26 protein-coding genes are annotated in these 25681 nt (G+C 73.3%); 20 read left to right on the top strand and 6 right to left on the bottom strand.

All coding sequences use genetic code 11. The features are described from left to right. The first annotated feature begins 24 nt into the window (after positions 1 to 24). From BDZ31_RS00605 to BDZ31_RS00545, 13 genes are all read left to right on the top strand, one after another. Positions 25 to 1404, top strand: coding sequence for an aldehyde dehydrogenase family protein (locus BDZ31_RS00605; RefSeq protein ID WP_246344361.1), 1380 nt, complete (start codon positions 25 to 27; stop codon positions 1402 to 1404). Beyond that, positions 1397 to 2512, top strand: a complete 1116-nt coding sequence (locus BDZ31_RS00600) for a C45 family autoproteolytic acyltransferase/hydrolase (protein WP_183337974.1) — start codon at positions 1397 to 1399, stop codon at positions 2510 to 2512. Before BDZ31_RS00605 ends, BDZ31_RS00600 begins: the two co-directional genes overlap by 8 nt. Then, entirely contained in the window at positions 2509 to 3414 is a 906-nt protein-coding gene (locus BDZ31_RS00595) for an alpha/beta hydrolase family protein (RefSeq protein ID WP_183337972.1), read from the top strand. The genes BDZ31_RS00600 and BDZ31_RS00595 overlap by 4 nt, the downstream gene beginning before the upstream one ends. A gap of 77 nt (positions 3415 to 3491) precedes the next feature. Further along, positions 3492 to 5255: an ABC transporter substrate-binding protein gene (locus tag BDZ31_RS00590; protein ID WP_183337970.1), complete on the top strand. Its 1764-nt coding sequence runs from the start codon at positions 3492 to 3494 to the stop codon at positions 5253 to 5255. A 24-nt stretch (positions 5256 to 5279) separates the two neighbouring features. Further along, complete coding sequence (locus BDZ31_RS00585) at positions 5280 to 6248, top strand: ABC transporter permease (RefSeq protein WP_183337968.1); 969 nt, start codon at positions 5280 to 5282, stop codon at positions 6246 to 6248. Further along, a complete protein-coding gene (locus tag BDZ31_RS00580) occupies positions 6238 to 7128 on the top strand; it encodes an ABC transporter permease (RefSeq protein ID WP_183337966.1) in 891 nt (296 codons plus the stop codon). Before BDZ31_RS00585 ends, BDZ31_RS00580 begins: the two co-directional genes overlap by 11 nt. Continuing rightward, the gene (locus BDZ31_RS00575; protein ID WP_183337964.1) at positions 7128 to 8141 is read left to right on the top strand and encodes an ABC transporter ATP-binding protein; all 1014 of its coding nucleotides are present in this window, start codon (positions 7128 to 7130) and stop codon (positions 8139 to 8141) included. The genes BDZ31_RS00580 and BDZ31_RS00575 overlap by 1 nt, the downstream gene beginning before the upstream one ends. Beyond that, on the top strand, positions 8134 to 9192 hold the full coding sequence (locus BDZ31_RS00570; protein WP_183337962.1) for an ABC transporter ATP-binding protein: 1059 nt from the start codon (positions 8134 to 8136) through the stop codon (positions 9190 to 9192). The genes BDZ31_RS00575 and BDZ31_RS00570 overlap by 8 nt, the downstream gene beginning before the upstream one ends. A 143-nt stretch (positions 9193 to 9335) precedes the next feature. After that, a complete protein-coding gene (gcvT, locus tag BDZ31_RS00565; protein WP_183337960.1) occupies positions 9336 to 10406 on the top strand; it encodes a glycine cleavage system aminomethyltransferase GcvT in 1071 nt (356 codons plus the stop codon). After that, positions 10406 to 10804, top strand: a complete 399-nt coding sequence (gcvH, locus tag BDZ31_RS00560; protein WP_183337958.1) for a glycine cleavage system protein GcvH — start codon at positions 10406 to 10408, stop codon at positions 10802 to 10804. Before gcvT ends, gcvH begins: the two co-directional genes overlap by 1 nt. Beyond that, the gene (locus BDZ31_RS00555) at positions 10801 to 12117 is read left to right on the top strand and encodes a serine hydroxymethyltransferase (RefSeq protein ID WP_183337956.1); all 1317 of its coding nucleotides are present in this window, start codon (positions 10801 to 10803) and stop codon (positions 12115 to 12117) included. Before gcvH ends, BDZ31_RS00555 begins: the two co-directional genes overlap by 4 nt. 95 nt (positions 12118 to 12212) lie before the next feature. After that, positions 12213 to 13463: a threonine ammonia-lyase gene (gene ilvA / locus BDZ31_RS00550; RefSeq protein WP_183337954.1), complete on the top strand. Its 1251-nt coding sequence runs from the start codon at positions 12213 to 12215 to the stop codon at positions 13461 to 13463. Between the two features lie 51 nt (positions 13464 to 13514). Continuing rightward, positions 13515 to 14216, top strand: a complete 702-nt coding sequence (locus BDZ31_RS00545) for a FadR/GntR family transcriptional regulator (RefSeq protein WP_183337952.1) — start codon at positions 13515 to 13517, stop codon at positions 14214 to 14216. Positions 14217 to 14329: 113 nt separating this feature from the next. Here BDZ31_RS00545 and BDZ31_RS24420 read toward each other — a convergent pair whose 3' ends face one another. From BDZ31_RS24420 to BDZ31_RS24415, 4 genes are all read right to left on the bottom strand, one after another. Next, the gene (locus BDZ31_RS24420) at positions 14330 to 16318 is read right to left on the bottom strand and encodes a PKD domain-containing protein (protein ID WP_221242766.1); all 1989 of its coding nucleotides are present in this window, start codon (positions 16316 to 16318) and stop codon (positions 14330 to 14332) included. A gap of 230 nt (positions 16319 to 16548) precedes the next feature. Next, positions 16549 to 16962, bottom strand: a complete 414-nt coding sequence (gene tsaA, locus BDZ31_RS00535) for a tRNA (N6-threonylcarbamoyladenosine(37)-N6)-methyltransferase TrmO (RefSeq protein WP_183337950.1) — start codon at positions 16960 to 16962, stop codon at positions 16549 to 16551. A 2-nt stretch (positions 16963 to 16964) separates the two neighbouring features. Continuing rightward, the gene (locus tag BDZ31_RS00530) at positions 16965 to 18143 is read right to left on the bottom strand and encodes an RNA polymerase sigma factor (RefSeq protein WP_343075494.1); all 1179 of its coding nucleotides are present in this window, start codon (positions 18141 to 18143) and stop codon (positions 16965 to 16967) included. Beyond that, positions 18140 to 18496 carry a YciI family protein gene (locus tag BDZ31_RS24415; RefSeq protein ID WP_221242765.1) on the bottom strand — a complete coding sequence of 119 codons (357 nt, stop codon included), beginning with the start codon at positions 18494 to 18496 and terminating at the stop codon, positions 18140 to 18142. The genes BDZ31_RS00530 and BDZ31_RS24415 overlap by 4 nt, the downstream gene beginning before the upstream one ends. A gap of 452 nt (positions 18497 to 18948) precedes the next feature. On the opposite strand from BDZ31_RS24415, the gene BDZ31_RS00525 reads away from it, so the two are divergent. Together BDZ31_RS00525 and BDZ31_RS00520 are read left to right on the top strand one after the other, a co-directional pair. Beyond that, complete coding sequence (locus BDZ31_RS00525) at positions 18949 to 19182, top strand: YlcI/YnfO family protein (RefSeq protein WP_183337947.1); 234 nt, start codon at positions 18949 to 18951, stop codon at positions 19180 to 19182. After that, positions 19182 to 19481 carry a type II toxin-antitoxin system PemK/MazF family toxin gene (locus BDZ31_RS00520; protein ID WP_183337945.1) on the top strand — a complete coding sequence of 100 codons (300 nt, stop codon included), beginning with the start codon at positions 19182 to 19184 and terminating at the stop codon, positions 19479 to 19481. Before BDZ31_RS00525 ends, BDZ31_RS00520 begins: the two co-directional genes overlap by 1 nt. A gap of 52 nt (positions 19482 to 19533) precedes the next feature. Here the strand turns inward: BDZ31_RS00520 and BDZ31_RS00515 are convergent, their stop codons facing one another. Together BDZ31_RS00515 and BDZ31_RS25305 are read right to left on the bottom strand one after the other, a co-directional pair. Next, positions 19534 to 19926, bottom strand: a complete 393-nt coding sequence (locus BDZ31_RS00515; protein ID WP_183337943.1) for a PIN domain-containing protein — start codon at positions 19924 to 19926, stop codon at positions 19534 to 19536. Further along, entirely contained in the window at positions 19923 to 20159 is a 237-nt protein-coding gene (locus BDZ31_RS25305) for a ribbon-helix-helix protein, CopG family (RefSeq protein ID WP_183337941.1), read from the bottom strand. The genes BDZ31_RS00515 and BDZ31_RS25305 overlap by 4 nt, the downstream gene beginning before the upstream one ends. Before the next feature lie 267 nt (positions 20160 to 20426). Here BDZ31_RS25305 and BDZ31_RS00505 point away from each other — a divergent pair, with 267 nt between their 5' ends. Genes BDZ31_RS00505 through BDZ31_RS00485 form a run of 5 tightly spaced genes read left to right on the top strand, consistent with a single transcriptional unit; the run spans position 20427 to position 25674 of the window. After that, a complete protein-coding gene (locus BDZ31_RS00505; protein ID WP_183337939.1) occupies positions 20427 to 21314 on the top strand; it encodes an enoyl-CoA hydratase in 888 nt (295 codons plus the stop codon). Beyond that, positions 21307 to 22074 carry a crotonase/enoyl-CoA hydratase family protein gene (locus tag BDZ31_RS00500; RefSeq protein WP_183337937.1) on the top strand — a complete coding sequence of 256 codons (768 nt, stop codon included), beginning with the start codon at positions 21307 to 21309 and terminating at the stop codon, positions 22072 to 22074. The genes BDZ31_RS00505 and BDZ31_RS00500 overlap by 8 nt, the downstream gene beginning before the upstream one ends. After that, on the top strand, positions 22074 to 24053 hold the full coding sequence (locus BDZ31_RS00495) for an AMP-binding protein (protein ID WP_183337935.1): 1980 nt from the start codon (positions 22074 to 22076) through the stop codon (positions 24051 to 24053). The genes BDZ31_RS00500 and BDZ31_RS00495 overlap by 1 nt, the downstream gene beginning before the upstream one ends. Then, a complete protein-coding gene (locus BDZ31_RS00490) occupies positions 24035 to 24805 on the top strand; it encodes an enoyl-CoA hydratase-related protein (RefSeq protein WP_183337933.1) in 771 nt (256 codons plus the stop codon). Before BDZ31_RS00495 ends, BDZ31_RS00490 begins: the two co-directional genes overlap by 19 nt. Beyond that, a complete protein-coding gene (locus BDZ31_RS00485; protein ID WP_425492689.1) occupies positions 24802 to 25674 on the top strand; it encodes an SDR family NAD(P)-dependent oxidoreductase in 873 nt (290 codons plus the stop codon). Before BDZ31_RS00490 ends, BDZ31_RS00485 begins: the two co-directional genes overlap by 4 nt. Positions 25675 to 25681: the final 7 nt, after the last annotated feature.

Here is a 25681-nt window from a genome sequence, read left to right as displayed (position 1 = left end):
ACCGAGACGGAGACCACCACCGAGATGGATGAACCGATGTTGACGGTCGTCGAGCCGGCGACCGAGACGACGCTCGCCGAGCTGCCGAGCGCAGGGCCGCGCGAGATCGACGCGGCGGTCGCGCGGGCGCGCGCGGCGCTGCCCGCCTGGCGCGCGGTCGCTCCGGCCGACCGCGGCCGGCTGCTGCGCCGGCTCGCCGACGCGGTCGCCGACCATGCCGACGAGCTGGCGACGCTGGAGGCGCGCAACGCCGGCAAGCCGCTCGGCGACGCGCGCGGCGAGCTGGCGATGGTGTCGGAGACGTTCGCCTACTACGCGGCCGCGCCCGAGCGCGCGCTCGGCGACACGATCCCGGTCGCCGGCGGCGCCGCGATGACCTTCCACGAGCCGCTCGGCGTCGTGGGGCTGATCACGCCGTGGAACTTCCCGCTGGCGATCGCGTCGTGGAAGCTCGCCCCGGCGCTGGCGGCCGGCAACACCGTCGTCCTGAAGCCGGCCGAGCTGACGCCGCTGACCGCGCTGCGGCTGGAGCGGATCGCGCTCGACGCGGGCCTGCCCGACGGGGTGCTGAACGTCGTCGCCGGCCCGGGCGCGACGGCCGGCGCCCGGCTGGTCGAACATCCGGAGGTCGCGAAGATCGGCTTCACCGGCTCGACCGCGACCGGCCGCGCCGTCGCCGCGGCCGCCGCCGCGACCGTCAAGCGCGTGACGCTGGAGCTGGGCGGCAAGTCGCCGAACGTCATCTTCGCCGACGCCGACATCGCGGCGGCCGCCGCGGCCGCGCCTGCCGCGATGTTCGGCAACGCCGGGCAGGACTGCTGCGCCCGTTCGCGGATCCTCGTCCAGCGCGCGGCGGTCGACGAGTTCCTGGCCGAGCTTGCGCCGCACGTCGAGGGGCTGCGCGTCGGCGACCCGCTCGACCCGGCGACGGAGATGGGCCCGCTGATCTCCTCGGCGCATCGCGCCAAGGTCGCCTCCTACGTGCCCGACGACGCCCCGGTCGCGATCCGCGGCAGCGCGCCCGACGGGCCCGGCTACTGGTTCGCGCCGACCGTGCTGAGCCCGGTCGCCGCCGGCGACCGCGCCGTGCGCGAGGAGATCTTCGGCCCCGTCGCGGTCGTGATCCCGTTCGCCGACGAGGACGAGGCGGTGCGGCTCGCAAACGACACGAGCTACGGGCTCTCGGGCTCGATCTGGACGCGCGACGGCGCACGGGCGCTGCGCATGGCGCGCGCGATCGACTCGGGCGTGGTCTCGGTCAACTCGAACACGTCGGTGCGCGTCTCGACGCCGTTCGGCGGCTTCAAGCAGTCCGGCTACGGCCGCGAGCTGGGGCCGCACGCGCTCGCGCACTACAGCGACGTGAAGGCCGTCTACATCCGCACGGAGGACAGCGATGGGTGAGCAGGTCGTCGTCATCGAGCTGGCGGGAGCGCCGCGTGAGCGCGGAGAGCGCTACGGCGCGCTCGCCGCCGACCGGATCGCGCGCGCGATCGCGTACTACGAGCCGGCGTTCGAGGCCGCGCTCGGGATCGGCTGGGGCGCCGTCTGCGACCGCGCGCGCACGTGGATCCCGCTGCTGCGCGAGCAGTTCCCCGACCTGCTGGAGGAGGTCGAGGGGATCGCGGAGGGCAGCGGCCGCGAGCTGGACGAGATCCTCGCGCTCAACGCGCGCGGCGAGATCGTCTACGACCCGACCTTCGCCGAGGTCGAGCCGGAGGGCTGCACCTCGTTCTCGCTCTGCGACGGCGCCGCCGGCGACGGCCACGTCTACGCGGGCCAGAACTGGGACTGGCGCAGGGAGATCCGCGACACGATCGTCGTGCTGCGGATCGCCGCGCCCGGCAAGCCGACGGTCGTGCAGCAGGTCGAGGCCGGCCAGATCGGCCGTCACGGCGCCAGCTCGGCTGGCATCTCGCTGCAGGCCAACGGCCTCGGCGGCCGCTTCGCGAACGAGATCGGCGTGCCGCAGCCCTTCATCCGGCGCCGCATCCTGGAGTCCGCGACGATGCGCGAGGCGCTCGAATGGGCGACGCGCGCGCAGCCGCAGATCCCGTCGAACCTGCTCGTCACGCACCGCGACGGCTTCAGCGTCAGCGTCGAGGCGACCCCGGGCCGCGTCGGCTGGACCTACGGCGAGCGCGGTCTGATCGTCCACGGCAACCACTACCAGGCGTTCATGCCGGCGCAGCTGGCCGACCGCTACCGGCCGATGACGGGCGATTCGATCTACCGCGTACCGCGGCTCGAGCGGGCGCTGCGCGGCTGCCGCGAGCTGACCGACAGCGCGGCGCTGCGCGCCGCGATCGCGGCCGGCCTGCGCGATCACTTCGGCTATCCGGACGCCGTCTGCGCGCACGCGAACGACGCGGTCGAGCCGCTCGAACGGTGGGAGACGGTGACGTCGAACTACGTCGACCTCACGACGGGGGAGTACTGGATCGCGATCGGCACGCCGTGCGACACGCCGCACGAGCGGCTCGACCTCAACCTCTACGAGGCGATCCGATGAGCGCTCGCGTCGATCGGAACCTCGGCGCGGCGCGATTCGGCACGGGCCGCCGCTGCATCTTCAACTGCGCGACGCCGTGCTCCGCCGGCTGCACGCCGCGCGCCCATCTCGGCGTCGGCGCGACGTCGGTGTACGCGCTCGGCTCCGACCAGCGCTTCTCCTACTGCCTCTACGTGCCGGAGGCGCACGACCGCGAGGATGCGACCTATCCGCTCGTCGTCGCGGTCCACGGCACCGAGCGCAGACCGCACACCTACCGCGACGCGTTCGCCGAGTTCGCCGAGCAGCACCGCTGCGTCGTGCTCGCGCCGCTGTTCCCGTGCGGCATCCACGAGCGCGGCGAGCTGCACAACTACAAGTTCCTCGCGTTCCACGAGATCCGCTACGACGAGGTGCTGCTGGCGATGGTCGACGAGGTCGCCGAGATGTACCGGATAGAGACCGAGCGCTTCCTGCTGCACGGCTTCTCCGGCGGAGGCCAGTTCGCCAATCGCTTCCTCTTCGTCCATCCCGAGCGGCTGCGCGCGGTCTCGATCGGCGCGCCCGGGTGGCCGACGCTGCCGGACCTCGGGCGGGAGTGGTGGGTCGGCGTGCGCGACCTCGAGCGCCACTTCGGGCGCGCGCTCGACCTCGAGGCGCTGCGCCGCGTGCCGGTGCTGATCGCCGTCGGCGCCGAGGACACCGACAACTGGGACGTGCTGCTGCCGGAGGGCAGCCGCTACTGGATGGCCGGCGCGAACGACTGCGGCGCGACCCGCGTCGAGCGCATGCGGACGCTGCGCGACGCGCTTCGCGCCCACGGCGTCGAGGTGGAACACGTGGAGGTGCCGGGCGTCGGACACGCCGGCACGCCGCTGTTCCCGGCGGTCCAGGCGTTCTTCGCGCGCGTGCTCGCGCGTTGACAGCGACCAAGCCAATTCGTACTATTGGACTCCAAGTAAGGCCTTAAGTCTCAACGATGCAGCGGAGGAGAACGCACGTGTGTGGAGCAAGGCATGGGCGCGGCGAGGCGCCCGGTGCGCGGGCGCGGCGCCGGAAGGCGCTGACCGCCGCGCTTGCGGTCGGAACGTTCGCGCTGGCGCTCGTCGGATGCGGCGGCGCGTCGGGCGAGGGCGACGGCGCCAAGACGGATGCGACGGGCACGACCAACGCGGTCGCGGGCAGACCGGTCGAGGGCGGGACGGCGCTGATCGCGCTCGTCCAGGAGCCAGGCGGCATGAACGCGCTGTTCCACAACCAGTCGGCCCCGCTCGGGCTCGCCGTCTGGGTCCAGGAGCCGCTCTTCCTCGGGCGCACGGACGGCACCTGGGAGCCGCTGCTCGCGGCCGAGGTGCCGACGGTCGAGAACGGCGGCGTCACCGAGGACGGGCTGAAGGTCACGTACAGACTGCGGCCCGACGTGACGTGGTCGGATGGCGAGCCGTTCACGGCGGAGGACCTCGAGTTCACCTACGACGTGATCCGCAACCCGAAGAGCACGACGATCGCGCCGACCGAGTACAACCTCGTCAGAGCGGTCAGAGTCGTCGACCCGCAGACGGTCGAGGTCACGATGAAGCGCCCGAACCCCTACTACCTCGGGCTCTTCCGTCAGACGCTGCCCAAGCACAAGTTCAGATCGAGCGCGGTCACGACCGAGGATCCGCAGGCGCGCCTGCCGCTCGGCACCGGTCCGTTCACGTACACGAACTGGGAGACGGGCAACAAGATCGTGCTCGAGCGCAACGAGGCGTACTGGCGCAGCGACAGACGCCCCAAGCTCGACGGCATCACGCTGCGCGTCACGCCCGACGCCCAGACCGCGATCAACTCGTTCACGCGCGGCGAGTACGACAGCGTCTTCTTCATCACCGCCGGCGACATGCCGACGCTGAGAAGCGCGCAGGAGAGCGGCGCGGCGATCGAGGTCAGCCCGCGTGAGGGCTCGCACGTCGAGTGGCTGTGGCTGAACCAGTCCGACAAGGGCTCCGACCGGCCGCACAGGGTGCTCGGCGACCCCGCGATCCGTGAGGCGATCGACCTCGCGATCGACCGCCAGCAGATCGTCGACGAGGTGCTCGACGGGCTCGGCACGCTGACCGGCGCGTTCGTCTACTCGGGCTTCGCGAGGGTCGACCGCCCCGCGGCGCCGTTCGACCCCGAGCGGGCCAACGAGCTGCTCGACGCAGCCGGCTGGGTGAGAGGGGACGACGGCATCCGCGTCAAGGACGGCGTCCGCGCCAGCCTGCGCTTCCAGACGCTCAGCGGCGACCAGACGCGCGAGCTGTACCAGCAGGTCATCCAGCAGAACCTCGAAGAGGTCGGGATCGAGGTCAAGATCCAGAACCTGCCGAGCAACCTGATCTTCGGCACCTACGACGAGGGCGGCCGGCTGGCGCGCGGCGACTACGACATCGTGATGAGCCGCGAGGGGCTCGCGCGCGATCCGATCGAGGGCGGCTGGGCCGCGATGTTCACGTGCGCCGAGGTGCCCGGCCCCGACAACAAGAACGGCACGTCGTACGTCCACTGGTGCAACGAGGAGTTCGACCGGCTCGTCGGCAGAGCGGCGAGCACGCTCGACGTCGAGGAGCGCAAGGACCTCTACGAGCAGGCGGTCGAGCTGTTCGCGACCGAACGCCCGGCGCTGCCGCTCTACAGCTCGACGAGCGGCTACACGTGGAGCACGCGCATGAAGGGCGTCGACGTCGACTGGTGGGACGGCATGTGGCCGAGCGCCGCCGACTGGTGGCTCGAGCGCTGAGCGGCGCCGGCCTGACGTGAAGCGATGACGACCTTCCTCGTCAAACGCGGCCTGCAGGCGATCCCGCTGCTGATCGGGATCAGCCTGCTGCTGTTCGCGATGCTGCAGATGACCCCCGGCGGGCCGCTGGCCTCGTCGGAGGGCACGGGGGCGCAGAACGCGGCGCGCGTCGAGCAGATCCGCGAGCACTACGGGCTCGACGACCCGCTGCCGGTCCAGTACTTCAACTGGGCCGGCGGCGTGGCCACGGGCGACTGGGGGACGTCGTTCAACACCGGGCGGCCGGTCCTGACGATGATCTGGGAGCGGCTGCCCAACACGCTGCTGCTGACCGGCGCCGCGTTCCTGCTCGCGATCGCGATCGCGGTGCCGATCGGCGTGCTGGCCGCGCGCAAGCAGTACTCGTGGTTCGACTACGTCAGCTCGGGGCTGAGCTTCGTCGGCGTCGCGATGCCGAGCTTCTGGCTCGCGCTGATGCTGCTGTTCGTCTTCTCGTACTCGCTCGGCTGGCTGCCGTCGGGCGGCCTCGAGGACCTGCGCGCCGACCACGAGGGCTTCAGCGCCGTGATCGATCGCGTGCGCCACATGATCCTGCCGGTGATCGTGCTCGCCGCGGTCTCGACCGCGCAGCTCGCGCGCTACGTGCGCGGCGCGATGCTCGACGTGCTCCAGCAGGACTACGTCCGCACCGCGCGCGGGAGCGGCCTGCGCGAGCGCACGGTGATCGTCGGCCACGCGCTGCGCAACGCGGCGATCCCGGTCGTGACGGTCGCCGTGCTGACGATCCCCGAGCTGTTCCTCGGGTCGGTCGTGATGGAGACGATCTTCGCGATCCCCGGCATCGGCCGCCTCTTCGTCGAGTCCGCGAACCTGCGCGACTACCCGGTGCTGCTGGGGATCTTGATGATCGGCGCGGCGCTCGTGGTCGTCGCCAACCTCGTCGCGGACATCGTCTACTCGCTCCTCGACCCGCGGATCCGCTATGCGTCTTAGGACCCGAAAGCCGCCGCTCACGGAGCTGCACGGCTCCCTCTCGCGCGATGCCTGGCGCCGCTTCCGCCGCCACACGCTGGCGGTCGTCGCGCTCGGCGTGCTCGGCGTGCTGCTGCTCGCCGTGATCGTCGGCCCGTTCGTGCTCGACGCGGAGCCCGAGCGGATCGACTTCGGCTCGAAGAACCTCCCGCCGACGCTCGCGCACCCGATGGGAACCGACGAGCTCGGCCGCGACCAGCTCGCGCGCGTGCTCTCGGGCGGCCGCCTGACGCTGGCCGTCGCGACGGCGGCGGTGCTCGTCGCGGCGCTGCTCGGCGTCGTCGTCGGCGCGATTGCCGGGTACTGGGGCGGCCTGATCGACAACGCGCTGATGCGCATCGTCGACGTCTTCTACTCGCTGCCGAGCCTCTTCGTCGTGATCCTGCTCGTGACGCTGGTGGGCGCGAGCTTCGGCACGATCGTCGCCGCGATCGCAGCGTTCACCTGGATGAACACGGCGCGGCTCGTGCGCGCGAGCTACCTGTCGCTGAAGGAGCGCGAGTTCGTCGACGCGGCGCGCTCGCTCGGCGTCGGCGACGTCCGCATCGTCGTGCGCCACATCCTGCCGAACGCGCTCACGCCGGTGATCGTCTCGGCGACGCTCGGGATCGCGACCGCGATCCTGACCGAGTCGGCGCTGTCGTTCCTCGGCCTCGGCTTCCAGCCGCCGCACGCGACCTGGGGCGGGATGCTGAACGAGTCGCGCGACGCCGTCACGAACCTCGGCCACTGGTGGCGGGGCTTCTTCCCCGGCCTGATGATCCTCGTGACCGTGCTGTGCGTGAACTACGTCGGCGACGGCGCGCGCGACGCGCTCGACCCACGCAAGGAGGAACGCTGATGTCGCCCGAACCGCTCCTGGCGGTCGAGGATCTCGTCGTCGAGTTCCCGGCGCCCGACGGCGGCGGCGCGGTGCGCGTCGTCGACGAGATCTCGCTGACCCTGGCGCCGGGCGAGGCGCTCGGCGTCGTCGGCGAGAGCGGCTCCGGCAAGTCGATGACGGCGTTCGCGCTGATGGGGCTGCTGCCGGCGCAGAGCCGGACCGCCGGCTCGATCCGCTACCGCGGCGAGGAGCTGCTGGCCGACGACGGCGCGCGGATCGCGGCGATCCGGGGCCGTGAGGTCGCGATGGTCTACCAGGACCCGATGACGTCGCTGAACCCCGTGCTGTCGGTCGGCCACCAGCTGACCCAGGTGATCCGTCACCACCGCGGGCTCGGCAAGGCGGCCGCGCGCGAGCGCGCCGTCGAGCTGCTCAGAGCGGTCGGGATCCCCGGGGCGGCGGCGCGCCTTCGCGACCACCCGCACCAGTTCTCGGGCGGCCAGCGGCAGCGGATCGTGATCGCGCTCGCGCTCTCGTGCGATCCGAAGGTGCTCGTCGCCGACGAGCCGACGACCGCGCTCGACGTGACCGTGCAGGCGGAGATCCTCGCGCTCGTGGCGCGGCTGCGGGAGCAGTCGCGGATGGCGACCGTCTGGATCACGCACGATCTCGGCGTCGTCGGCGGCTTCGCCGACCGCGTCGCGGTGATGTACAGCGGGCGTGTCGTCGAGCAGGCGACGGTCGCGGAGCTGTTCCGCGCACCGTCGCATCCGTACACGATCGGACTGCTGAACTCGCTGCCGAGAGCGGGCGACCGCACGCGGCTGACGCCGATTCCCGGCTCGCCGCCCGACCCGGCGCAGCGCGGCGACGGCTGCGCGTTCGCGCCGCGCTGCGCGTGGGCGGTCGACGCCTGCCGCGTCCACCGGCCGCAGCTGGAGCCGGTCGGCGGCGGTCACGAGGTCGCGTGCCATCGCTGGCGCGAGGTGCGCGGCGGCATCGAGCACGAGGCGGTGACGCATCATGGCTGAACGCGACGAGGCGCCGCTGCTGGACGTGCGCGGGCTGGAGAAGACGTTCCCCGGTCGGCGCGGGCGGCGCGGCCGGCGCGCGCCGGCGGTGCGCGCGGTCGACGGGATCTCGTTCGACCTGCGCCGCGGCGAGACGCTCGGGCTGGTCGGCGAGAGCGGCTCGGGCAAGTCGACGGCGGCGCGCGCGATCCTGCGGCTGCTGCAGCCGACCGGCGGCCAGGTCGTCTTCGACGGCGAGGACATCGCGCGCCTCGGCCGGCGCGAGCTGCGCTCGGTGCGGCCGCGGATGCAGATGGTCTTCCAGGACCCGTACTCGTCGCTCAACCCGCGCATGACGGTCGGCGAGGCGATCCGCGAGGCGCTGCGCGTCAACCGCGTCGGCGACCGCGGGTCGCGTGCGGCGCGCCTCGGCGAGCTGCTCGAACTGGTCGGGCTGGACGCGCACTTCGCCGGCCGCTATCCCCACCAGATGTCGGGTGGTCAGCGACAGCGCGTCGGGATCGCCCGGGCGCTCGCGACGGAGCCCGAGCTGGTCTTCGCCGACGAGGCGCTGTCGGCGCTCGACGTCTCGATCCAGGCGCAGATCGCGAACCTGCTCGTCGACCTGCGCGACGAGCTGGAGCTGACGCTCGTCTTCATCTCGCACGACCTGCGGATGGTTCGGCACATCAGCCACCGGATCGCGGTCATGTACCTCGGCCGCATCGTCGAGCTGGGCGACGCCGAGCAGGTCTGGTCGCGACCGGCGCACCCGTACACGGCGTCGCTGCTGGCGGCGGTCCCGAGCACCGAGCCCGAGGCCGCGGGCCGCCGGCTGGAGCCGGTCGCGCACGGCGAGCGGCCTGACCTCGACGGGCTTCCGGATGGGTGCCGCTTCCATCCGCGCTGCCCGCTCGCGACCGATCTCTGCCGCGTCGCCGAGCCGGAGATCCGCGACGTCGGAACGGACGGCGCCCCGCAGCTCACCGCCTGCCATCACGCCGAGCTGCTGTTCCCGGCTGCGTCGGCGGAGAGCGCGCCCACGGGGGCGAGCAGCGCGAAGCGATCGTGAGCGCGCTCCGTCGGGCGGACCCCCGCTCGACGGAGACGGTGCGAAGGCCGCGACCGCGTTGACACGCGGTCGTGGCAGTGGCACACTGGTCTAGCCACTGGACCACTGGTCCAGTGCGTATCCACGACGGGGGTCCGAGAGCCATGCGCGCAACACCGCTGCACGATCGTCACATCGCCGCCGACGCCAAGCTCGTCCCGTACGCGGGCTGGGAGATGCCGCTTCACTACGCGTCGGGGGTCAAGGCGGAGCACCTCGCGGTGCGGGACGGCGTCGGGGTGTTCGACGTGTCGCACATGGGCGAGATCGCGACGCGCGGTCCGCGGGCGCTCGAGTTCCTGCAGCGCATCCTCTCCAACGACGTCGCCACGCTGTCCGTCGGCGGAGCGCAGTACAGCGTCCTCTGCCGCGCCGACGGCGGCGTCCTCGACGACCTCTTCACCTACCGCCTCGCCGACGACGTTTTCCTGACGGTCACCAACGCCGCCAACCACGCCAAGGACCTGGCCTGGTTTCGGCGGCAGGCGGAGGCGTTCGACGGCGTCGAGGTGGTCGACCGCGCCGACGACCACGCGATGCTCGCGGTGCAGGGGCCCGCTGCGCGCGCGCTCGTCTCCGGCCTGCTGAGCGCGGGCCAGGAGCTGCCGAGGCGGTTTCGCACGGCGCATCTGACCGTCGCCGGGGTGCAGGCGCTCGTGTGCGGTACCGGCTACACCGGCGAGGACGGGGTCGAGCTGCTCGTCGCGCCGGACGACGCGACCGTCCTCTGGGACGCGATCGTCGGCGCGGGCGCCGCGCCGGTCGGCCTGGCCGCACGCGACACGCTGCGGCTGGAGGTCTGCTTCCACCTCTACGGCAACGACCTGACGGAATCGCGCGGGCCGATCGAGGCCGGGCTCGGCTGGTGCTGCAAGGAGGAGACGGGCTTCATCGGCTCCGAGGCCGTCGCGGCGACGCGCGCCGACGGCCCCGCGGAGCGGCTCGTGCCGTTCGCGATCGACGGCCCCGGGATCGCGCGACCCGGCAACGCCGTCGACGGCGGCGGCGTCGTGACGAGCGGGACCCACTCGCCGTCGCTCGGGGTCGGCATCGGGATGGCCTACCTGCCGGCCGCCCGCGCCCGGGTCGGCGAGCGCATCGCGATCGACGTGCGCGGCCGGACCCGCACCGCAGTCGTCGTCGAAAAGCCCATCTACCGACCCAAGGAACGCTGATGCCAGCAGACGAGCGCTACCCGAGCGACCGGCTCTACCACCCTGAGCACGACTGGGCCCTGATCGATCCGGCGCGGCCGGACGTGGCGACGTTCGGCGTCACGTGGTTTGCGCAGGACGCGCTCGGCGAGATCGTCTTCTGCGACCTGCCGGCGGTCGGAATGAGGGTCTCCAAGGATGAGACGTACACGGAGATGGAGTCGGTCAAGGCGGTCTCCGACGTGATCGCCCCGCTGTCGGGCGAGGTGATCGAGGTCAACCAGGCGCTCGCCCACGAGCCGTCGCTGGTCAACGCCTCGCCATACGGCGATGGCTGGATCGTGCGGGTGCGGCTCGGCGACCCGAGCGAGCGCGAGCGGCTGCTCGACGCCGCGGCCTACCGGGAGCTGCTGGCATGAGCGTCGACGGGCCGAAGCTGCCGCCGGGCTTCTTCGAGCGTCCGCTCGCCGACGTCGATCCGGAGATCGCCGCGGTGCTCGACGACGAGCTGGGCCGTCAGCGGCAGACGCTGGAGATGATCGCGTCGGAGAACTTCGTGCCGCGCGCGGTGCTCGAATGCCAGGGCAGCGTGCTGACGAACAAGTACGCGGAGGGCTACCCGGGCAAGCGGTACTACGGCGGCTGCGAGTTCGTCGACCGCTCCGAGCAGCTCGCGATCGACCGTGCCAAGGGGCTGTTCGGCGGCGACCACGTCAACGTGCAGCCGCACTCCGGCGCGCAGGCCAACGCCGCCGTCTACCACGCGCTGCTGGAGCCGGGCGACCGCATCATGGGCCTGCGCCTCGACCACGGCGGTCATCTCACCCACGGCATGCGACTCAACGTGTCGGGCCGCCTCTACGACGTGGCGCCCTACGGCGTGCAGGAGGAGACCGGTCTGATCGACATGTCCGAGGTCGCGCGGATCGCGCGCGAAGCGCGGCCGCGGATGATCGTCGCGGGCTGGTCGGCCTATCCGCGACAGCTCGACTTCGCGCGCTTCCGCGAGATCGCGGACGAGGTCGGTGCGCTGCTGATGGTCGACATGGCCCACTTCGCCGGGCTGGTCGCGGCGGGACTGCATCCCAACCCGGTTCCGCACGCGGATGTCGTGACGACGACGATCCACAAGACGCTCGGCGGCCCGCGCGGCGGCATGATCATCTGCCGCGAGCGGCACGCGAGGACCGTCGACACGGCGGTCTTCCCCGGCCAGCAGGGCGGGCCGCTGGAGCACGCGATCGCCGGCAAGGCCGTCGCGCTGCGCCTCGCGGCCAGCACCGAGTTCCGAGAGCGCCAGCAGCGCACGATCGCGGGCGCCCGGGCGATCGCCGCCGCGCTGCTGCACGCCCGCGGCGACGGCGTCGGGGTGTGGTCGGGCGGCACGGACGTGCATCTGGTCGTCGCCGACCTGCGCGACTCCGCGCTCGACGGCCGGCAGGCGGAGGACCGGCTCCACGAGATCGGCATCACCGCCAACCGCAACGCGGTCCCGTTCGATCCGCGGCCGCCGATGGTCTCCTCCGGCGTGCGCATCGGCACGGCGGCGCTGGCCACGCGCGGGCTCCAGGAGCGCGACTTCGCCGAGCTGGGAGCGGTCGTCCGCGGGGCGCTGGGCTCCGACTTCGACGAGCGGCGCGAAGAGCTGCGGGAGCGCTGTGCGTCGATCGCGGCGCGGTATCCGCTCTACGCGACGCTCGCGGCGACGGCCGCGGCGGGAGGGATGCGATGACGGCCGGCGGAGCCGCCGGCACGCGTGACGATCGGGGCGCAGACGCCGCCGCAGGGAGCGGGGATCGAGATCGAGCCGATCGTCCCGCACGACTGATGCAGGGTTCCGCCGGTGCGGCGCCCGTCGACGAGGCGTGGCAGATCGATCGCCTCGTCGCGGCGCACGCCGCCTCGGCCGCGGTGGTGCGGCGCACGCCGGTCCTGACGTCGGCGAGCATCTCGGAGCGCTGCGGCGGCACGGTCGCGCTGAAGGCGGAGTGCATGCAGCGCACCGGCTCGTTCAAGCTCCGCGGCGCGCTCAACAAGCTGCGCACGCTCGGCGACGGCGCCGACGCCGCACGGGGCGTCGTCGCCGGCAGCGCCGGCAACCACGCGCAGGCGCTCGCCTACGCCGCCAGGCATGTCGGCGTGCCGTGCGAGATCTTCATGCCGGTCGACGCCGCCGTGTCCAAGCTCGACGCGGTTCGCGCCTTCGACGCGCGGGTGCACCAGCAGGGCGGCTCCGTCGACGAGTGCGTCGAGCTCGCGCGCAGGCGCGCGGAGGAAGCCGACCTGGTGCTCGTGCACCCGTTCGACGACCGCGACGTGATCGCCGGGCAGGCGGGGGTGGGGATCGAGCTGGCCGAGGACGTCGAAGACCTGCGTCGCGTGATCGTCCCGATCGGCGGCGGCGGCTTGGCATCCGGCGTCGCGTTGGCGCTCACCCAGCTCCGTCCGGAGGTCGAGGTGATCGGCGTCCAGGCCGCACGCTGCGCCCCGGTCGCGGCGTCGGTCGCGGACGGCGGGCCGATCGAGCCGCAGGGCTCCCGCACGATCGCGGACGGGATCGCGGTCAAGCGCCCCGGCGCGCTGACGCTGCCGTTGATCCGACGGTGGCTGACGCGGGTCGTGACGATCGAGGAGGACGCGATCGCCGAGGCGATGGTCATCTTGCTGGAGCGTTCGAAGCTGCTCGTCGAAGGGGCCGGGGCGACGGCGCTCGCGGCGCTGCTCACCGAGACCGTCACGCCTGCGCGCGACGGGACGACGGTCGCGATCCTCTCCGGCGGCAACGTCGACCTGGGGCTGCTCGCGACGATCGCCGCACATGCCGAGACGCGGGCCGGACGGCGCGCCCGCTTCCACACGCGCGTGCGCGACCGCCCGGGCGGGCTGGCCGAGCTGCTGACGACGCTCGCCGGCGTGCACGCGAACGTGCTCGCCCTGGAGCACGTCCGCGACGGGATCGAGCTGCCGCTGCGCGAGACCGGCGTCGCCGTCACGATCGAGACGCGCGGCACGACCCACCTCCAGCGTGTGCTTGCGCGCCTGCGCGGCGCCGGCTACGAGCTCACCGTGGAAGCCTGACGAGCGAGGACCGGGCCGGCGCCGCTCGACTAGACTCGCCGGTGCGCCTCCATGCCCGACGCCAGGCTCGAACCCGTCCAACGCAGCCCGCTCTACGAGCAGGTCGCCGAGCGCGTCCGGGCGTTCATCGAGGCAAGCGGCCTCGCCCCGGGCGACAAGCTGATGTCGGAACGGGGGCTCGCCGAGCAGCTCGGCGTCAGCCGGACGTCCGTGCGCCAGGCGCTGACCGCGCTGCGCGTGCAGGGCCTGGTCGAGATCAAGCACGGCGAGGGCGTGTTCCTGATGGAGGCGCCCCGCGAGCTGATCCCGCGGCTCACGTCCGGGATCGTCGAGAGCGAGGTCGACCACCCCATGATCTGGGAGGTCCGCGAGGCGGTCGAGGTGCAAGCCGCCCGGCTCGCCGCGCGCCGGCGCCAGGACGCCGACCTGGCGGCGATGGAGGCGGCGCTCTCCGCGATGGAGCAGTCGATCGACGCCGGCGGAGACGGGATCGAGGGCGACCGCGGCTTCCATGCCGCGTTGGCGCAGGCGGCTCGCAATCCGCTGCTGCACGACCTGATCGGACAGATGCGCGACGTCTTCGACCGCACCTCGGCGGCATCGTTGACGCATGCCGGGCGGCCGCAGGTGTCGCTCGCGAGCCACCGCGCGATCCTCGACGCGGTCGCTCGCGGCGACGAGCCGGCCGCCGCAGAGGAGATGCGACGGCACATCGTCAGGTCGGCGCAGCTCGTGGTCGCATATGAGAGCTAGGCCGAGTCCCGGAAGGGACTTGCTCCGTTCAGGTCGGGAGCCGCTCGCCACCGTGACGCGCCCGTCGGCCTACGGGGCGCGGCGGGCGCGCGATCGGCGCCCGCCGCGGCTGGTCATCGCGCTCTGCGCGCCGTGCTGCGCTTCGCGGGCATGCGCTTCGTCGTCACGGTGCGCGTGAAGGCGGCCCGGGCGGTGCGTGCATTGCCGGCGTAGCGGGCGGTGATCGTCGGCTTGTGGCCGTACCGTCTCGCGAGGCGCGCCGGGAGCCGGAGGGTGGCGCGGAAGCGGCCTCTGGAGATGCGGGCGCGCGTGTTCGTCGCCGTGATCGCGCGGCCGACGAGCTGCCGGTATATGAGTCTCACCTCGCCGGTCGCGCGCGCGGAGACCCGGCCGGTGAGGGTGACGGTGCGGCCGCTGCGCACGGCGCGGGTCAGCTGGAGTCTCGCGGCCGTTCTTCTCGAGCGCGGTCGGTCCGACGGGTCGGGGCCGGGGCCGGGCTCGGGTGCGGGCGGCGCGGTGACGGTGACCTGTCGCGTCACCGTCGTGGCGTTGTCGGCGGCGTCGGTCGCGGTCACCGTCACGGTGTAGGTGCCGGGGACGGCGTAGGCGTGGTCGACGCGCGCTCTGCTCGAGCCGCTGTCGTCACCGAAGTCCCACGACACCGTGGTGTCCGTGCGGAGGTCGGTCGCGGTCGCGGCGAACGCGACCGGCTGGCCGGCGGTCGCCGTCGCCGGGATCGTCGCGTCCAACCGCGGCGCGGTCGTGTCGAGGACGCGGGTGGTGATCACGCTGCCATCGGGTCCGGGCTCGATCTGGCCGAGCAGCGCGTCGTTGCCGACGGGGAACAGCTGCACCGCTCGGTCGTGGTAGAGCGCGAGCGGGCTCAGCAGACCTCCGGTGTCGACCGGTCCGCTCACCGTGCCGTCGGCGCCGATCGTGCGCGCGAGGACGCGGCCGATGGCTGACCGCCCCAGGTGCACCGTCACCGCGAGCGTGCGGCTGCCTCGCCGCAGCGCGAGCCGCGGAAGCGACTCGCCGATCCCCGGAGAGGCGCCGAGCAGCTGTCGCTCGGCGGTCTCCGCTGCGGGCGCGAATCGGCTGAACCACGAGACCACGCCCGACTCGCCGGACCCGGTCCACGCGACCATCACGGTCCCGCCGTCCTCGATCGTGACGTCGTACAGTTCGGAGGTCGGCGCATCGATTCCGGCGTCGACTGCGAACGGCGCGCCCAGGAGCGATCCGCTTTCGGGCAGGCGGACGCCGCTCACCCGGGTTTCCTCCGGGGAGGTCCATTCCTTCCACGTCATCACGCCGCCGCCGGAACCGGCCGTCACGTCGGGCTGATTGCCCGGGTCGTCGGACGGCACGTCCGCCGTGCCGTCGTGGTCGCCGGCGGCGTTGATCCGCGCGACGCGATTGACGTCGCCGATCCACGTGACCCAGGCGACGCCGCCGGGCGTCGTGGCCACGCGGAGCTCGTTGAAGTAGGTCTGTCCCAGCCTCATCTGCGGTCCGGGGACGCCGTCGGCGCCGATGCGCCGGGCCATGGCGGTGGCAATTATGAAACCGTCGTCGAGACCGGCCCACGCGACCGTCGCGTCGCCGTCGGCGTCGAGTGCGACGGCCGGACTGCCGGCGAGCCCGGTCGCGACCTCGACGGTCGTGCCGCGTGCGCCGTCGGCGCCGATCTGGGTCAGTTGCGCCGCCGGAAGGTCGTCGGGACCTTCGCGAGTCGTCCAGACGACGGCGAATCCGCCAGCCGGACCGGCCGCCACGTCGAGGGCCGCGTCGTCGGCGTGCAGGTCGCCGAGCGGTCCGAGGACGGTGGCGGGCGACAGCGCCCCGGACGCGCTCGCGAACTGAAACGTCGCCCGCGCTCTGCCGTCCTCGTCCTGGCTGATCCAGGCGGCGACTGCGGAGCCGTCTGGCGCGGCGGCGACGTCGGCCGCCTGTGCTTCCTCGGCGACCTCGAACGCGGGGCCGGCGATCCAGCCCTCGGCGTGTGCGGCGGCGGGTGCGGCGGCGAGCAGGACCGCCGCCGCGCCCACGGCGGCGAGCCGGCGCTGGAGCTGACGGCGGTTGGGCGGGGGAGTTGGCATTCGTGCTCTCGCTTGCTCGATGGACCGTGGCGGGGCTGCGCCACGCTCGCATCGCGTCGAGTCGCGGCGGGCCGCGCGGCGATGGTAAATGCATACGCGTACGTACGCAACTTCCTCGGCTGCACGTCGCCACGGCGGGCCGACGTCGTGAGCGACGCGGCGACCGCGGGCGGTGCTCGGGCGATCTGCTTGATCGTCAGCGGATCCGAGTAAGCCGCCCGCGTCGTCGCTCACCGCTCGTCGGCGTCGGCGCTGAGCAGCGGCTTGAGGTCGAGCACCGGGGTCCCGTCGAGCGCTTCGAGATGGCGCACCCGGATCCGGTCGCGCGCGATCTCGGCGACCTCGACGCGGTGGAGGCCGATCGGGTTGGGGCGGTCGGGCGAGCGGGTGCCGAACACGCCCTGGGCGGGGCGCGAGCGGTCGCCGCGCGGATGGACCGACAGCACGTCGCGGCGGGCGCGGTCGAGCCAGGTCAGCACGAGCAGCACGTCGCCGACGGCGATCCCGTCGAGGCCGGCGAGCACGGCGTCGCGCATGACCAGCCAGGCGTCGGGCGCGCCCTCGTCGCCCTGCTTGGGCGCCGAGGCGCGATCGGTGAGCGGCGACTCGACGTGGCCGATCGGGGTCAGACGGATCGGCTCCATCGTCAGAGGGCGGCCAGGCGCCGCTCCAGGAGCCGGCGCTCGGCGTCGTCGTGGACGAGCTCCAGCGCGCGGCGGTAGGCGTCGCGCGCCTGCTCGACGCGGTCGAGGCGCCGCAGCAGCTCCCCGCGCGTCGCGTGCAGGTAGTGGTAGCCGTCGAGCGGGACCTTCTCGGCGATCGCCAGCCCGGCGGCGGGGCCGTCCGCCTCGGCGACGGCGACGGCGCGGCTCAGCTCGACGACCGGCGAGCCGGTGAGGCGGGCGAGCTCGCCGTAGAGCGCGGCGATCTGCGGCCAATCGCGCGGGAGCTCGGCGTGCAGCGAGGCGATCGCCGCCTGGACGACGTACGGGCCGTTGCCGCGCAATGCGAGCGCCCGCTCGAGCGCCGCACGGCCGGCGGCGATCTGCCGCCGGTCCCAGCGCGAGGGGTCCTGGTCGGCGAGCAGCACGAGCGCCCCGCCGTCGACCCGCGCGGCGCGGCGCGCGTCGTGGAGGAGCATCAGCGCGAGCAGCCCGTGGATCTCGGGCTCGTCGGGCATCAGCTCGGCGAGCGCCCGCCCGAGCCGCAGCGCCTCCCTCGTCAGCTCGTTGTCGGCCGGCGCCGAGTAGCCGGCGTTGAAGATCAGGTAGACGACCGCGAGCACCGCGGCGAGGCGGTCGGGCAGCAGGTGGTCGGCGGGGACCCGGAAGGGGATCCCCGCCGCCTTGATCTTGCGCTTGGCCCGCACCAGCCGCTGCGCCATCGTCGGCTCGGGGACGAGGAAGGCGCGGGCGATCTCGGCGGTGCCGAGCCCGCCGAGCGTCCGCAGCGTCAGCGCGACCTGCGCCTCGGTCGCGAGCGCCGGGTGGCAGCAGGTGAAGATCAGCTCGAGCCGCTCGTCGGGGAATCTCGTCGCGTCCATCTCGTCGGTCTCGTCGTGCGCGACGGCAGGCGGGGTGAGCTGGCGGGTCTTCTCGGCCAGCGTCCGTTCGCGGCGGATCCGGTCGATCGCGCGGTTGCGCGCCGTCGTCACCAACCAGCTGCGGGGGTTGGAGGGGACGCCGTCGCGCGGCCAGCGCTCGGCGGCGACCGCGAACGCCTCCTGCGCGGCCTCCTCGGCGAGGTCGAAGTCGCCGAGGAGGCCGATCAGCGCAGCGAGGACGCGACCCCAGTCGTCGCGGAAGGTCTCGGCGAGCGGCGTCACTGCTCCACGATCGGGCGCACCTCGACCGCGCCGCCGTTGCGAGCCGACGGGATCCGCGCCGCCATCTCGATCGCCGCGTCGAGGTCGTCGCACTCGAAGAAGCAGTAGCCGCCGATCGCCTCCTTGAGCTCGACGAAGGGTCCGTCGGTCGTCAGCGTCCTGCCGTCCTGCACGCGCACGGTCGTCGCGTTCTCCGGATCGGCCATCCGGACGCCGGGCGTGAGCCCGGGAGTCTCGTTGACCGCCTGCCACGCGGCGTAGACCTCGCGCTGCTCCTCCTCCGACATCGCCTCCCATGCCTCGTTGCCGCTCGCGGTGTCGGCGCCGTGGTGGATCAACAGCATGTACTTCATCGCGTCCTCCTTTGGAGAGATGGTCCCCCATGGGACGAACGGGAGGCGGTGAGATCGACAGCCGCGCACAGCGTCTACGCGCCAGCTTCTCCTGGTCGTCGCACCAAGGAGGTGGAGGCGTTCGGAGGCGGCTGGTGCGCTGGTACCCGGCCGCGTGGCGGCAGCGCTACGGCGAGGAGATGGCCGCGACGTGCACGACACGATCGCCGAGGGTCGCGGCGGCCCGCGGCTGAGCTGGCCCTCTACGTGCCCGACGCCCTCCAGTGGCCGGTGATCGCCGCGATGCTCGTCCTCGGTCTGGCGATGCTCCAGGCCGGCCTGAGCGCCGCCGGCGCCTGCCTCGCACCCAGGCGCGGCTGAGTGCGGCAGCCGGTGCGACGCGCCTGAGCGGCCCGCGCGCCGGCCGGTTCGACGTGGTACCGGTTTGGTACCGGGCTGGTAGCGTTTTGGGAATGAGCAAGCAGATTGCCGTTCGCCTTCCGGACGAGCTGGTCGATTTCGTCGACGGGCTGGTCGGTTCCGGTGCTGAGCGCAGTCGTGCGGCGGTCGTCATCCGAGCGCTCGAGCGCGAGCGGCGGCGGGCTGTCGCGGCGCGTGATGCCGAGATCCTCGCCAGAAGCGGACCGGATCCCGACTTGGCTGGGCTGGCGGACTACGCCGCAGCTCGGCCGTCGGATCTCGATTGATGCGGCCGATCCATCTGGCGCGGCTCGACAGGACGCGTCCGGTCCTGGTGCTCACTCGCGAGCTTGTGCGCCCGCACCTCACGTCGGTCACGATCGCTCCGATCACGACGTGGGTGCGCGGTCTCTCGACCGAGGTGCCGGTCGGTGAGGCGAACGGACTCGCGGAGCCCTCGGCGATCAGCTGCGACAACATCACGACGATCCCGACCGCTGCCATCGGTCGGCAGCTCGGCCTCCTGCTCGACGCTCAGGAACGGGCGCTCACCGACGCGATCCGCGCGGCATTCGATCTCGACTGAAACCGTCTCGAGGATGAGGCTGTCGCGGCAGCCGGGGCCGACGCGCCGCTGGTCAGGGTCCGGGTTTGAAGCCGGCTTCGGCGAAGTGGCGGTCGAGCGCGAGGGCGTCGGTGATCCCGTGCTCGCGCATGACGGTGAAGCTCATGTGGTCGACGAGCGACGTGCGTCGGCGGAGGTCGGCGAGGTGGGCGACCACCGCAGCGGCGTGCAGGTCCGGCGTGATCCAGACGATGTCGAGCAGCGGGATGACGTCCTGGAGGAGCAGGCGCGCCGGGGCGGCGCCGTAGCGGCGGTGGATCAGCGCCTCGGCTTCGATCACGATGTAGTTGTGCGTGAGGCCGTCGCGCTGTGTGAGCACGTCGGTCATCGCCGCGACGACCTCGGCGTGTCGTGCCGCATCGCGATCGAGGAACGCGAGCAGCGCCGAGGTGTCGACGAACGTCACTGCTCGGCGAGATAGTCGTCGTGGCGCTCGGCGAGATCCGGGACGCCTGACGCGATCGAGCCGGCCGCCGCGAGCGCGCGTCTCAACGCCTGGGCATCGTCGACCGCTTCAGGGCCGAGCAGGAGATCGAGCGCCTCACGGACGACGGCCGCTCTGGAGACTCCCCGACGGCGCGCCGCGCGCTCCAGCGCCGCCGCCTGCTCATCGGGGAGCTGGACGATGGTCCGGACCATCTGCCGATGATATCACCGAGCGCTGTCGTGTCATCACTGTGACCCAGCCCGCCACGCGCGCCTCGGCAGGCGAGCTGCGCCGATCGGCGCACTCGGTAGGGTTATGAGCTGGTAACTAATCTCGCGCACGGAAACGCGCAGAGCGCGGATAAAAAGCTAACGATCGTTGACTTTCGTCTCGTCTCCGTGGTAGAACGCTGACCTGAAGGATGCACATGGCCGCTGCGCACGACGCGCGTCGGGCCTGTCCGGACAGGGAGCGAGGGAGTGCACGAGAGCGATCACTACGAACGGATCCGCGTCGACCGGCCCGAGGCCGCGATCGCGCGCATCTGGCTCGCGCGTCCGGAGGTCCGCAACGCGCAGGACCTGACGATGATCTACGAGATCGACGCTGCCCTGACGGCTGCCGGCCGCGACCCGGAGGTCAAGGTCGTCGTGATCGCCGCCGACGGACCGGACTTCTCCTCCGGCCACGACCTCGACGCGAGGTGGGCCTTCGACGACGAACGCCTCGTGACGCAGGCCGGCGGTTTCGAGGAGCCCGGCGCCGACGGCTTCCTGTCGCTGGAGGCCGAGGCGTTCCTCGGCATCTGCTGGCGCTGGCGCAACTTCCCCAAGCCGACGATCGTGCAGGTCCAGGGCCGCGTGATCGCCGGCGGCCTGATGCTCGTCTGGCCCTTCGACCTCGTCGTCGCCAGCGACGACGCGAGCTTCAGCGATCCGGTCACCGCCTTCGGCGTCAACGGCCACGAGTTCTTCACCCACGCCTGGGAGCTGGGCGCGCGGCGCGCGAAGGACTTCCTCTTCACGGGCGCCCCGATCGACGCCGAGGAGGCGCGCACGATCGGGATGGTCAACCGCGTCGTCGCGCGCGGCGAGCTCGATCGGGAGACGCTCACGGTCGCGCGCGAGATCGCCGCGCGGCCCGGCTTCGGCGTTCGGCTGGCGAAGGCGTCGATCAACCAGTCGCTCGACGCGCAGGGGCAGTGGACGGCGCTGCAGTCCGCCTTCGCCCTCCACCATGTCGCGCACGCGCACAACCAGGCCGTCCACGGGAACGTCATCGCTCCGGACGGATACGACGTGATCCGCGCCGCCGCGCGCGATCGCGCCGCCCGCGCGGCGACCGACGGCGAGGTCGCGGGTGACTGAGCCGGTCGTCCTGACCGAGCGTCGCGGGCCGATCCTGCTCGTGACGCTCAACCGCCCGCAGGCGCGCAACGCGATCGACCGGCAGGTGGCCGAGGCGCTCGCCGCCGCGCTCGCGACGCTCGACGCCGACGAGCGGCTCGCGGCGGCGGTGCTGACCGGTGCCGCGCCCGGCTTCTGCGCGGGCATGGACTTGAAGGCCTTTGCGGCCGACGAGGAGGCGCGCGCCGACGGGCGGCCCCTGGGCGGGGTCGTCCCGCGTCCCACCGCCAAGCCGACGATCGCCGCGGTCGAGGGCTTCGCCGTCGCCGGCGGCCTCGAGCTGGCGCTCACCTGCGACCTGATCGTCGCGGCGCGCGGCGCCCGCCTGGGGCTGCCGGAGGTCAAGCGCTCGCTGGTCGCCGTCGGCGGCGGACTGCTGCAGCTGCCGCTGCGCGTGCCGGCCGGGATCGCCAAGGAGATCGCGCTGACCGGCGAGCCGATCGACGCCGAGCGCGCGCACGCGGTCGGGCTCGTCAACCGGCTCGCGGAGCCGGGCGAGGCGGTCGCCGTCGCGCTCGAGCTGGCCGGCGCGATCGTCGCCAACGGGCCGCTGGCGGTGCGCGCGACCAAGCGGATCCTCGACGAGCGCGCGGGCTGGAGCGCGGAGGAGACGTGGGAGCGCCAGCAGGAGATCGGCGGCCCGGTGCTCGCCTCCGACGACGCGCGCGAGGGCGCGCTCGCGTTCGCCGAGCGCCGCGACCCCGTCTGGACGGGCCGCTGATGACCTGCGCGGCGACGACGGCGCTGCCGCCGTGGTTCGAGCCCGATCGCTGGATCCCCGATCCGGCGACCCTCGGCGACTGGCGCATCAGCGGCCTGCTGCGCCGCACCGGCTGCGACGACCTCGCCGCGCTGCACGCCCGCGCCGTCGCCGACCCGGCCTGGTTCTACGCGACGGCGTTCGACGACCTCGGCCTGGAGTGGATGCGGCCCTACGCGCGCACGCTCGACGTCAGCCGCGGCCCCGAGTGGGCGACCTGGTTCGAGGGCGGCGCGACCAACCTCGCCTGGCTCGCCGGCGGACGCTGGGCCGAGCGCGAGCCGGAGCGCACGGCGATCCGGTGGGAGGGCGAGGACGGCGGCGTACGATCGTTCACCTACGCCGAGCTCGAGCAGCAGGTCGCGGCGGCCGCGGCCGGTCTGCGGCACCTCGGCGTCGGGCGCGGTGACGTCGTCGCCCTCTACCTTCCGATGACGCCCGAGGCCGCCGTCGCGCTGCTGGCCGCGGCGCGGATCGGCGCCGTCGCCGCGCCCGCGTTCTCCGGCTACGGCGCGGCCGCGCTGGCCGAGCGCCTGCGGCTGTCGCGGGCGCGCGTGCTCGTGACGGCCGACGGGTACCCGCGGCGCGGGACCGCCGTCGACGCGCTGGCGGTCGCCCGCGAGGCGGTCCGGGCCGCTCCGGCCGTCGAGCACGTCGTCGTGGTCGAGCGACTGAACGCTCCGCGCCGCGCCTCCGCGCGCGAGTCGAGCTGGGAGGCGCTGCTGGCCCATGGCAGCGCCGGCGCGATCGAGCCGCTCGATCCCGAGACGCCGTTCCTCGTCGCCTTCACCTCCGGCACGACCGGCCGCCCGAAGGGCGCGGTCCACGTCCACGGCGGCCTGCCGTACCGCTGGTCGATCGACATCGCCTACGGCCTCGACGTGCGGCCCGCCGACGGGCTCTGCTGGCTGTCGGACATGGGCTGGATCCTGGGGCCGCTGGCGGTCGTCGGCGCCCTGACGCTCGGCGCGACGCTGGTGCTGCTGGAGAGCTTCGACCACCCGACGAGCGAGCGCCTGTGGGAGCAGGTCGAGCGCCACCGGATCGCCGTCCTCGGCCTCTCGCCGAGCCTCGTGCGGATGCTCGCGGCCGACGGCGACGAGCCGGTCGCGCGGCACGACCTCACCAGCCTGCGCACGCTCGCGACCGGCGGCGAGCCGATGACGCTCGCCGCCTGGCGTTGGCTGCACCGGGTCGTCGGCGGCGGGCGCGTGCCGATCGTCAACGCCTCCGGCGGCACGGAGGCCGGCGGCAGCTTCCTCAGCGGCAGCCCGATCGTCGCGACGCCCGCATGCCGCTTCGCCGGGCCGACGATCGGGGTCGACGTCGACGCCGTCGATGCCGACGGCCGCCCGGTCACGGGCACGGTCGGCGAGCTGGCGGTCCGCGCGCCGTGGCCGTCGATGACGCGCGGCTTCTGGGGCGAGGGCCCGCAGCGCTACCTCGACGCCTACTGGTCGCGCTGGGAGGGCGTCTGGGCGCACGGCGACCAGGTGGTTCGTCACGCCGACGGCTCGTGGGAGCTGCCCGGCCGCGCCGACGACGTGCTCAACGTCGCCGGCAAGCGCGTCGGCCCGCTGGAGCTCGAGTCGGTCGCCGGCGAGGTCGACGGCGTCGCCGACGCGATGGCCGTCGGCGTGCCCGACGAGCGCAAGGGCGAGGTCGCCGTGGTGGTCGTCGCGCTCGCGCCGGGCGCCGCGGAGGCCGACGTCGTCGGCGCGGTGGAGGCGCGCATCGTCGCCGCGCTCGGCAAGCCGCTGCGGCCGGCTGCCGTAATCCCCGTCGCCGAGCTGCCGCGGCTGCGCAGCGGCAAGCCGCACCGGCGCGCGGCACGTGCCTGGCTGACCGGCGCCGAGCCCGGAGACCTGTCGACGCTGGCCAATCCGGCCGCGCGCGAAGCGATCACGAGAGGAGCGGCGCGGTGGCGCACGAGTTCTTGAGAACCGAGACCGAGGGGACGGTCGCGACGGTCTGGCTGGCGCGTCCGCCGGTCAACGCCGTCACCCAGGCGATGTACCGGGAGATCACGGCCCTCTTCTCCGACGTCACGGCGCTCGGCGACGACGTGCGGGCGATCGTGCTGGCGGGCGAGGGACGCCACTTCTGCGGCGGCAACGACCTGCACGAGTTCGAGACGCTCTCGCCGGAGAACGCCGAGGAGCGGATGCGCACCGTGCGCGAGGCCTTCTTCGCGATCCAGGACTGCGAGCTGCCGGTCGTCGGCGCCGTCCAGGGGACCGCCGTGGGAACCGGCCTCGCGATCGCCGCCTCGTGCGACTTCGTCGTCGCGGCGGAGGACGCGCAGCTCGGCGTGCCCGAGATCTCCGTCGGCGTGATGGGCGCCGCGCGCCACCTCGCGCGCCTGCTCCCGCAGCCGATCGTGCGCGCGATGTTCCTCAGCGGCCAGCCGCGCCCGGCCGCCGAGCTCGCGCGCTACGGCGCCGTCGTCGAGGTCGTCGCGCGCGAGCAGCTGCTCGACGCGGCGCGCGAGCGGGCGCGCGAGATCGCCCGCCACAGCCCGCTGGCGATCCGCTACGCCAAGCGCGCGCTCAACGCGATCGAGCACATGGAGCTGCAGGAGGGCTACTGCTTCGAGCAGGGCCTGACCGGAGAGCTGTCGGGCTCGCGCGACGCCAAGGAGGCCGTGCGCGCGTTCTTCGAGGGCCGCGAGCCGGAGTACGTGGGCACGTGAGCCCGCTGACCGATCAGACCGCCGCGCGACCGCAGCCGGCCGGCGACGCGGCTCCGCTCGCCGGGCGCGTCGCGCTCGTCACCGGCGCCGGTCGCGGCATCGGCGCGGCGATCGCCGAGCGGCTCGGCCGCGCCGGCGCGGCGGTCGTCGTCAACGACCTCGACGGCGCGCTGGCCGAGGCGACGGCGGCGGCGCTGCGCGAGCGGGGCGGCGAGGCCGTCGCCGTCGCCGGCGACGTCACCGACCCGGAGTTCGCGGAGCGCTTCGTCGCGTGCGCGATCTCCGCCTACGACCGGCTCGACGTGATCGTCAACAACGCCGGCTTCATCTGGGGCGAGGCGATCGGGCGCATGAGCGACGAGCAGTGGGACGCGATGCTCGACGTCCACCTCTCGGCGCCGTTCCGGATCCTGCGCGCCGCGGCGCCGGAGATCCGCGCCCGCGTCAGGGAGGAGCGGGCGCGCGGCGAGCGGGTCACGCGCAAGGTCGTCAACGTCTCCTCGGTCGTCGGACTCGACGGCCAGGCGGGACAGGTCAACTACGGGGCGGCGAAGGCGGGCGCGATCGGACTGACGAAATCGCTCGCGAAGGAGTGGGGGCGGTGGGACGTCAACGTCAACGCGGTCGCGTTGGGGTTGATCGAGACGCGGCTGACGGTCGCCGAGCAGGTCGAGACGATCGCGCTCGGCGACCGCGAGGTGCCGGCGACGCTGCCGGTCGGGCTGGCGCAGGGGATGGCGGACCAGATCCCGCTCGGGCGGCTGGGCACGGTCGCCGAGGCGGCGGGCGCCGTCTACCTGCTGTGCCTGCCGGAGTCCGACTACGTGACCGGCGAGGTCCTCGTCTGCGGCGGTGGCTTCGGTGGCTGAGCGAGGA

Origin of the sequence: Conexibacter arvalis (assembly GCF_014199525.1) — a bacterium.
Taxonomy (GTDB): Bacteria; Actinomycetota; Thermoleophilia; order Solirubrobacterales; family Solirubrobacteraceae; genus Conexibacter; species Conexibacter arvalis.
This window is presented reverse-complemented; position numbering and strand designations above follow the sequence as displayed.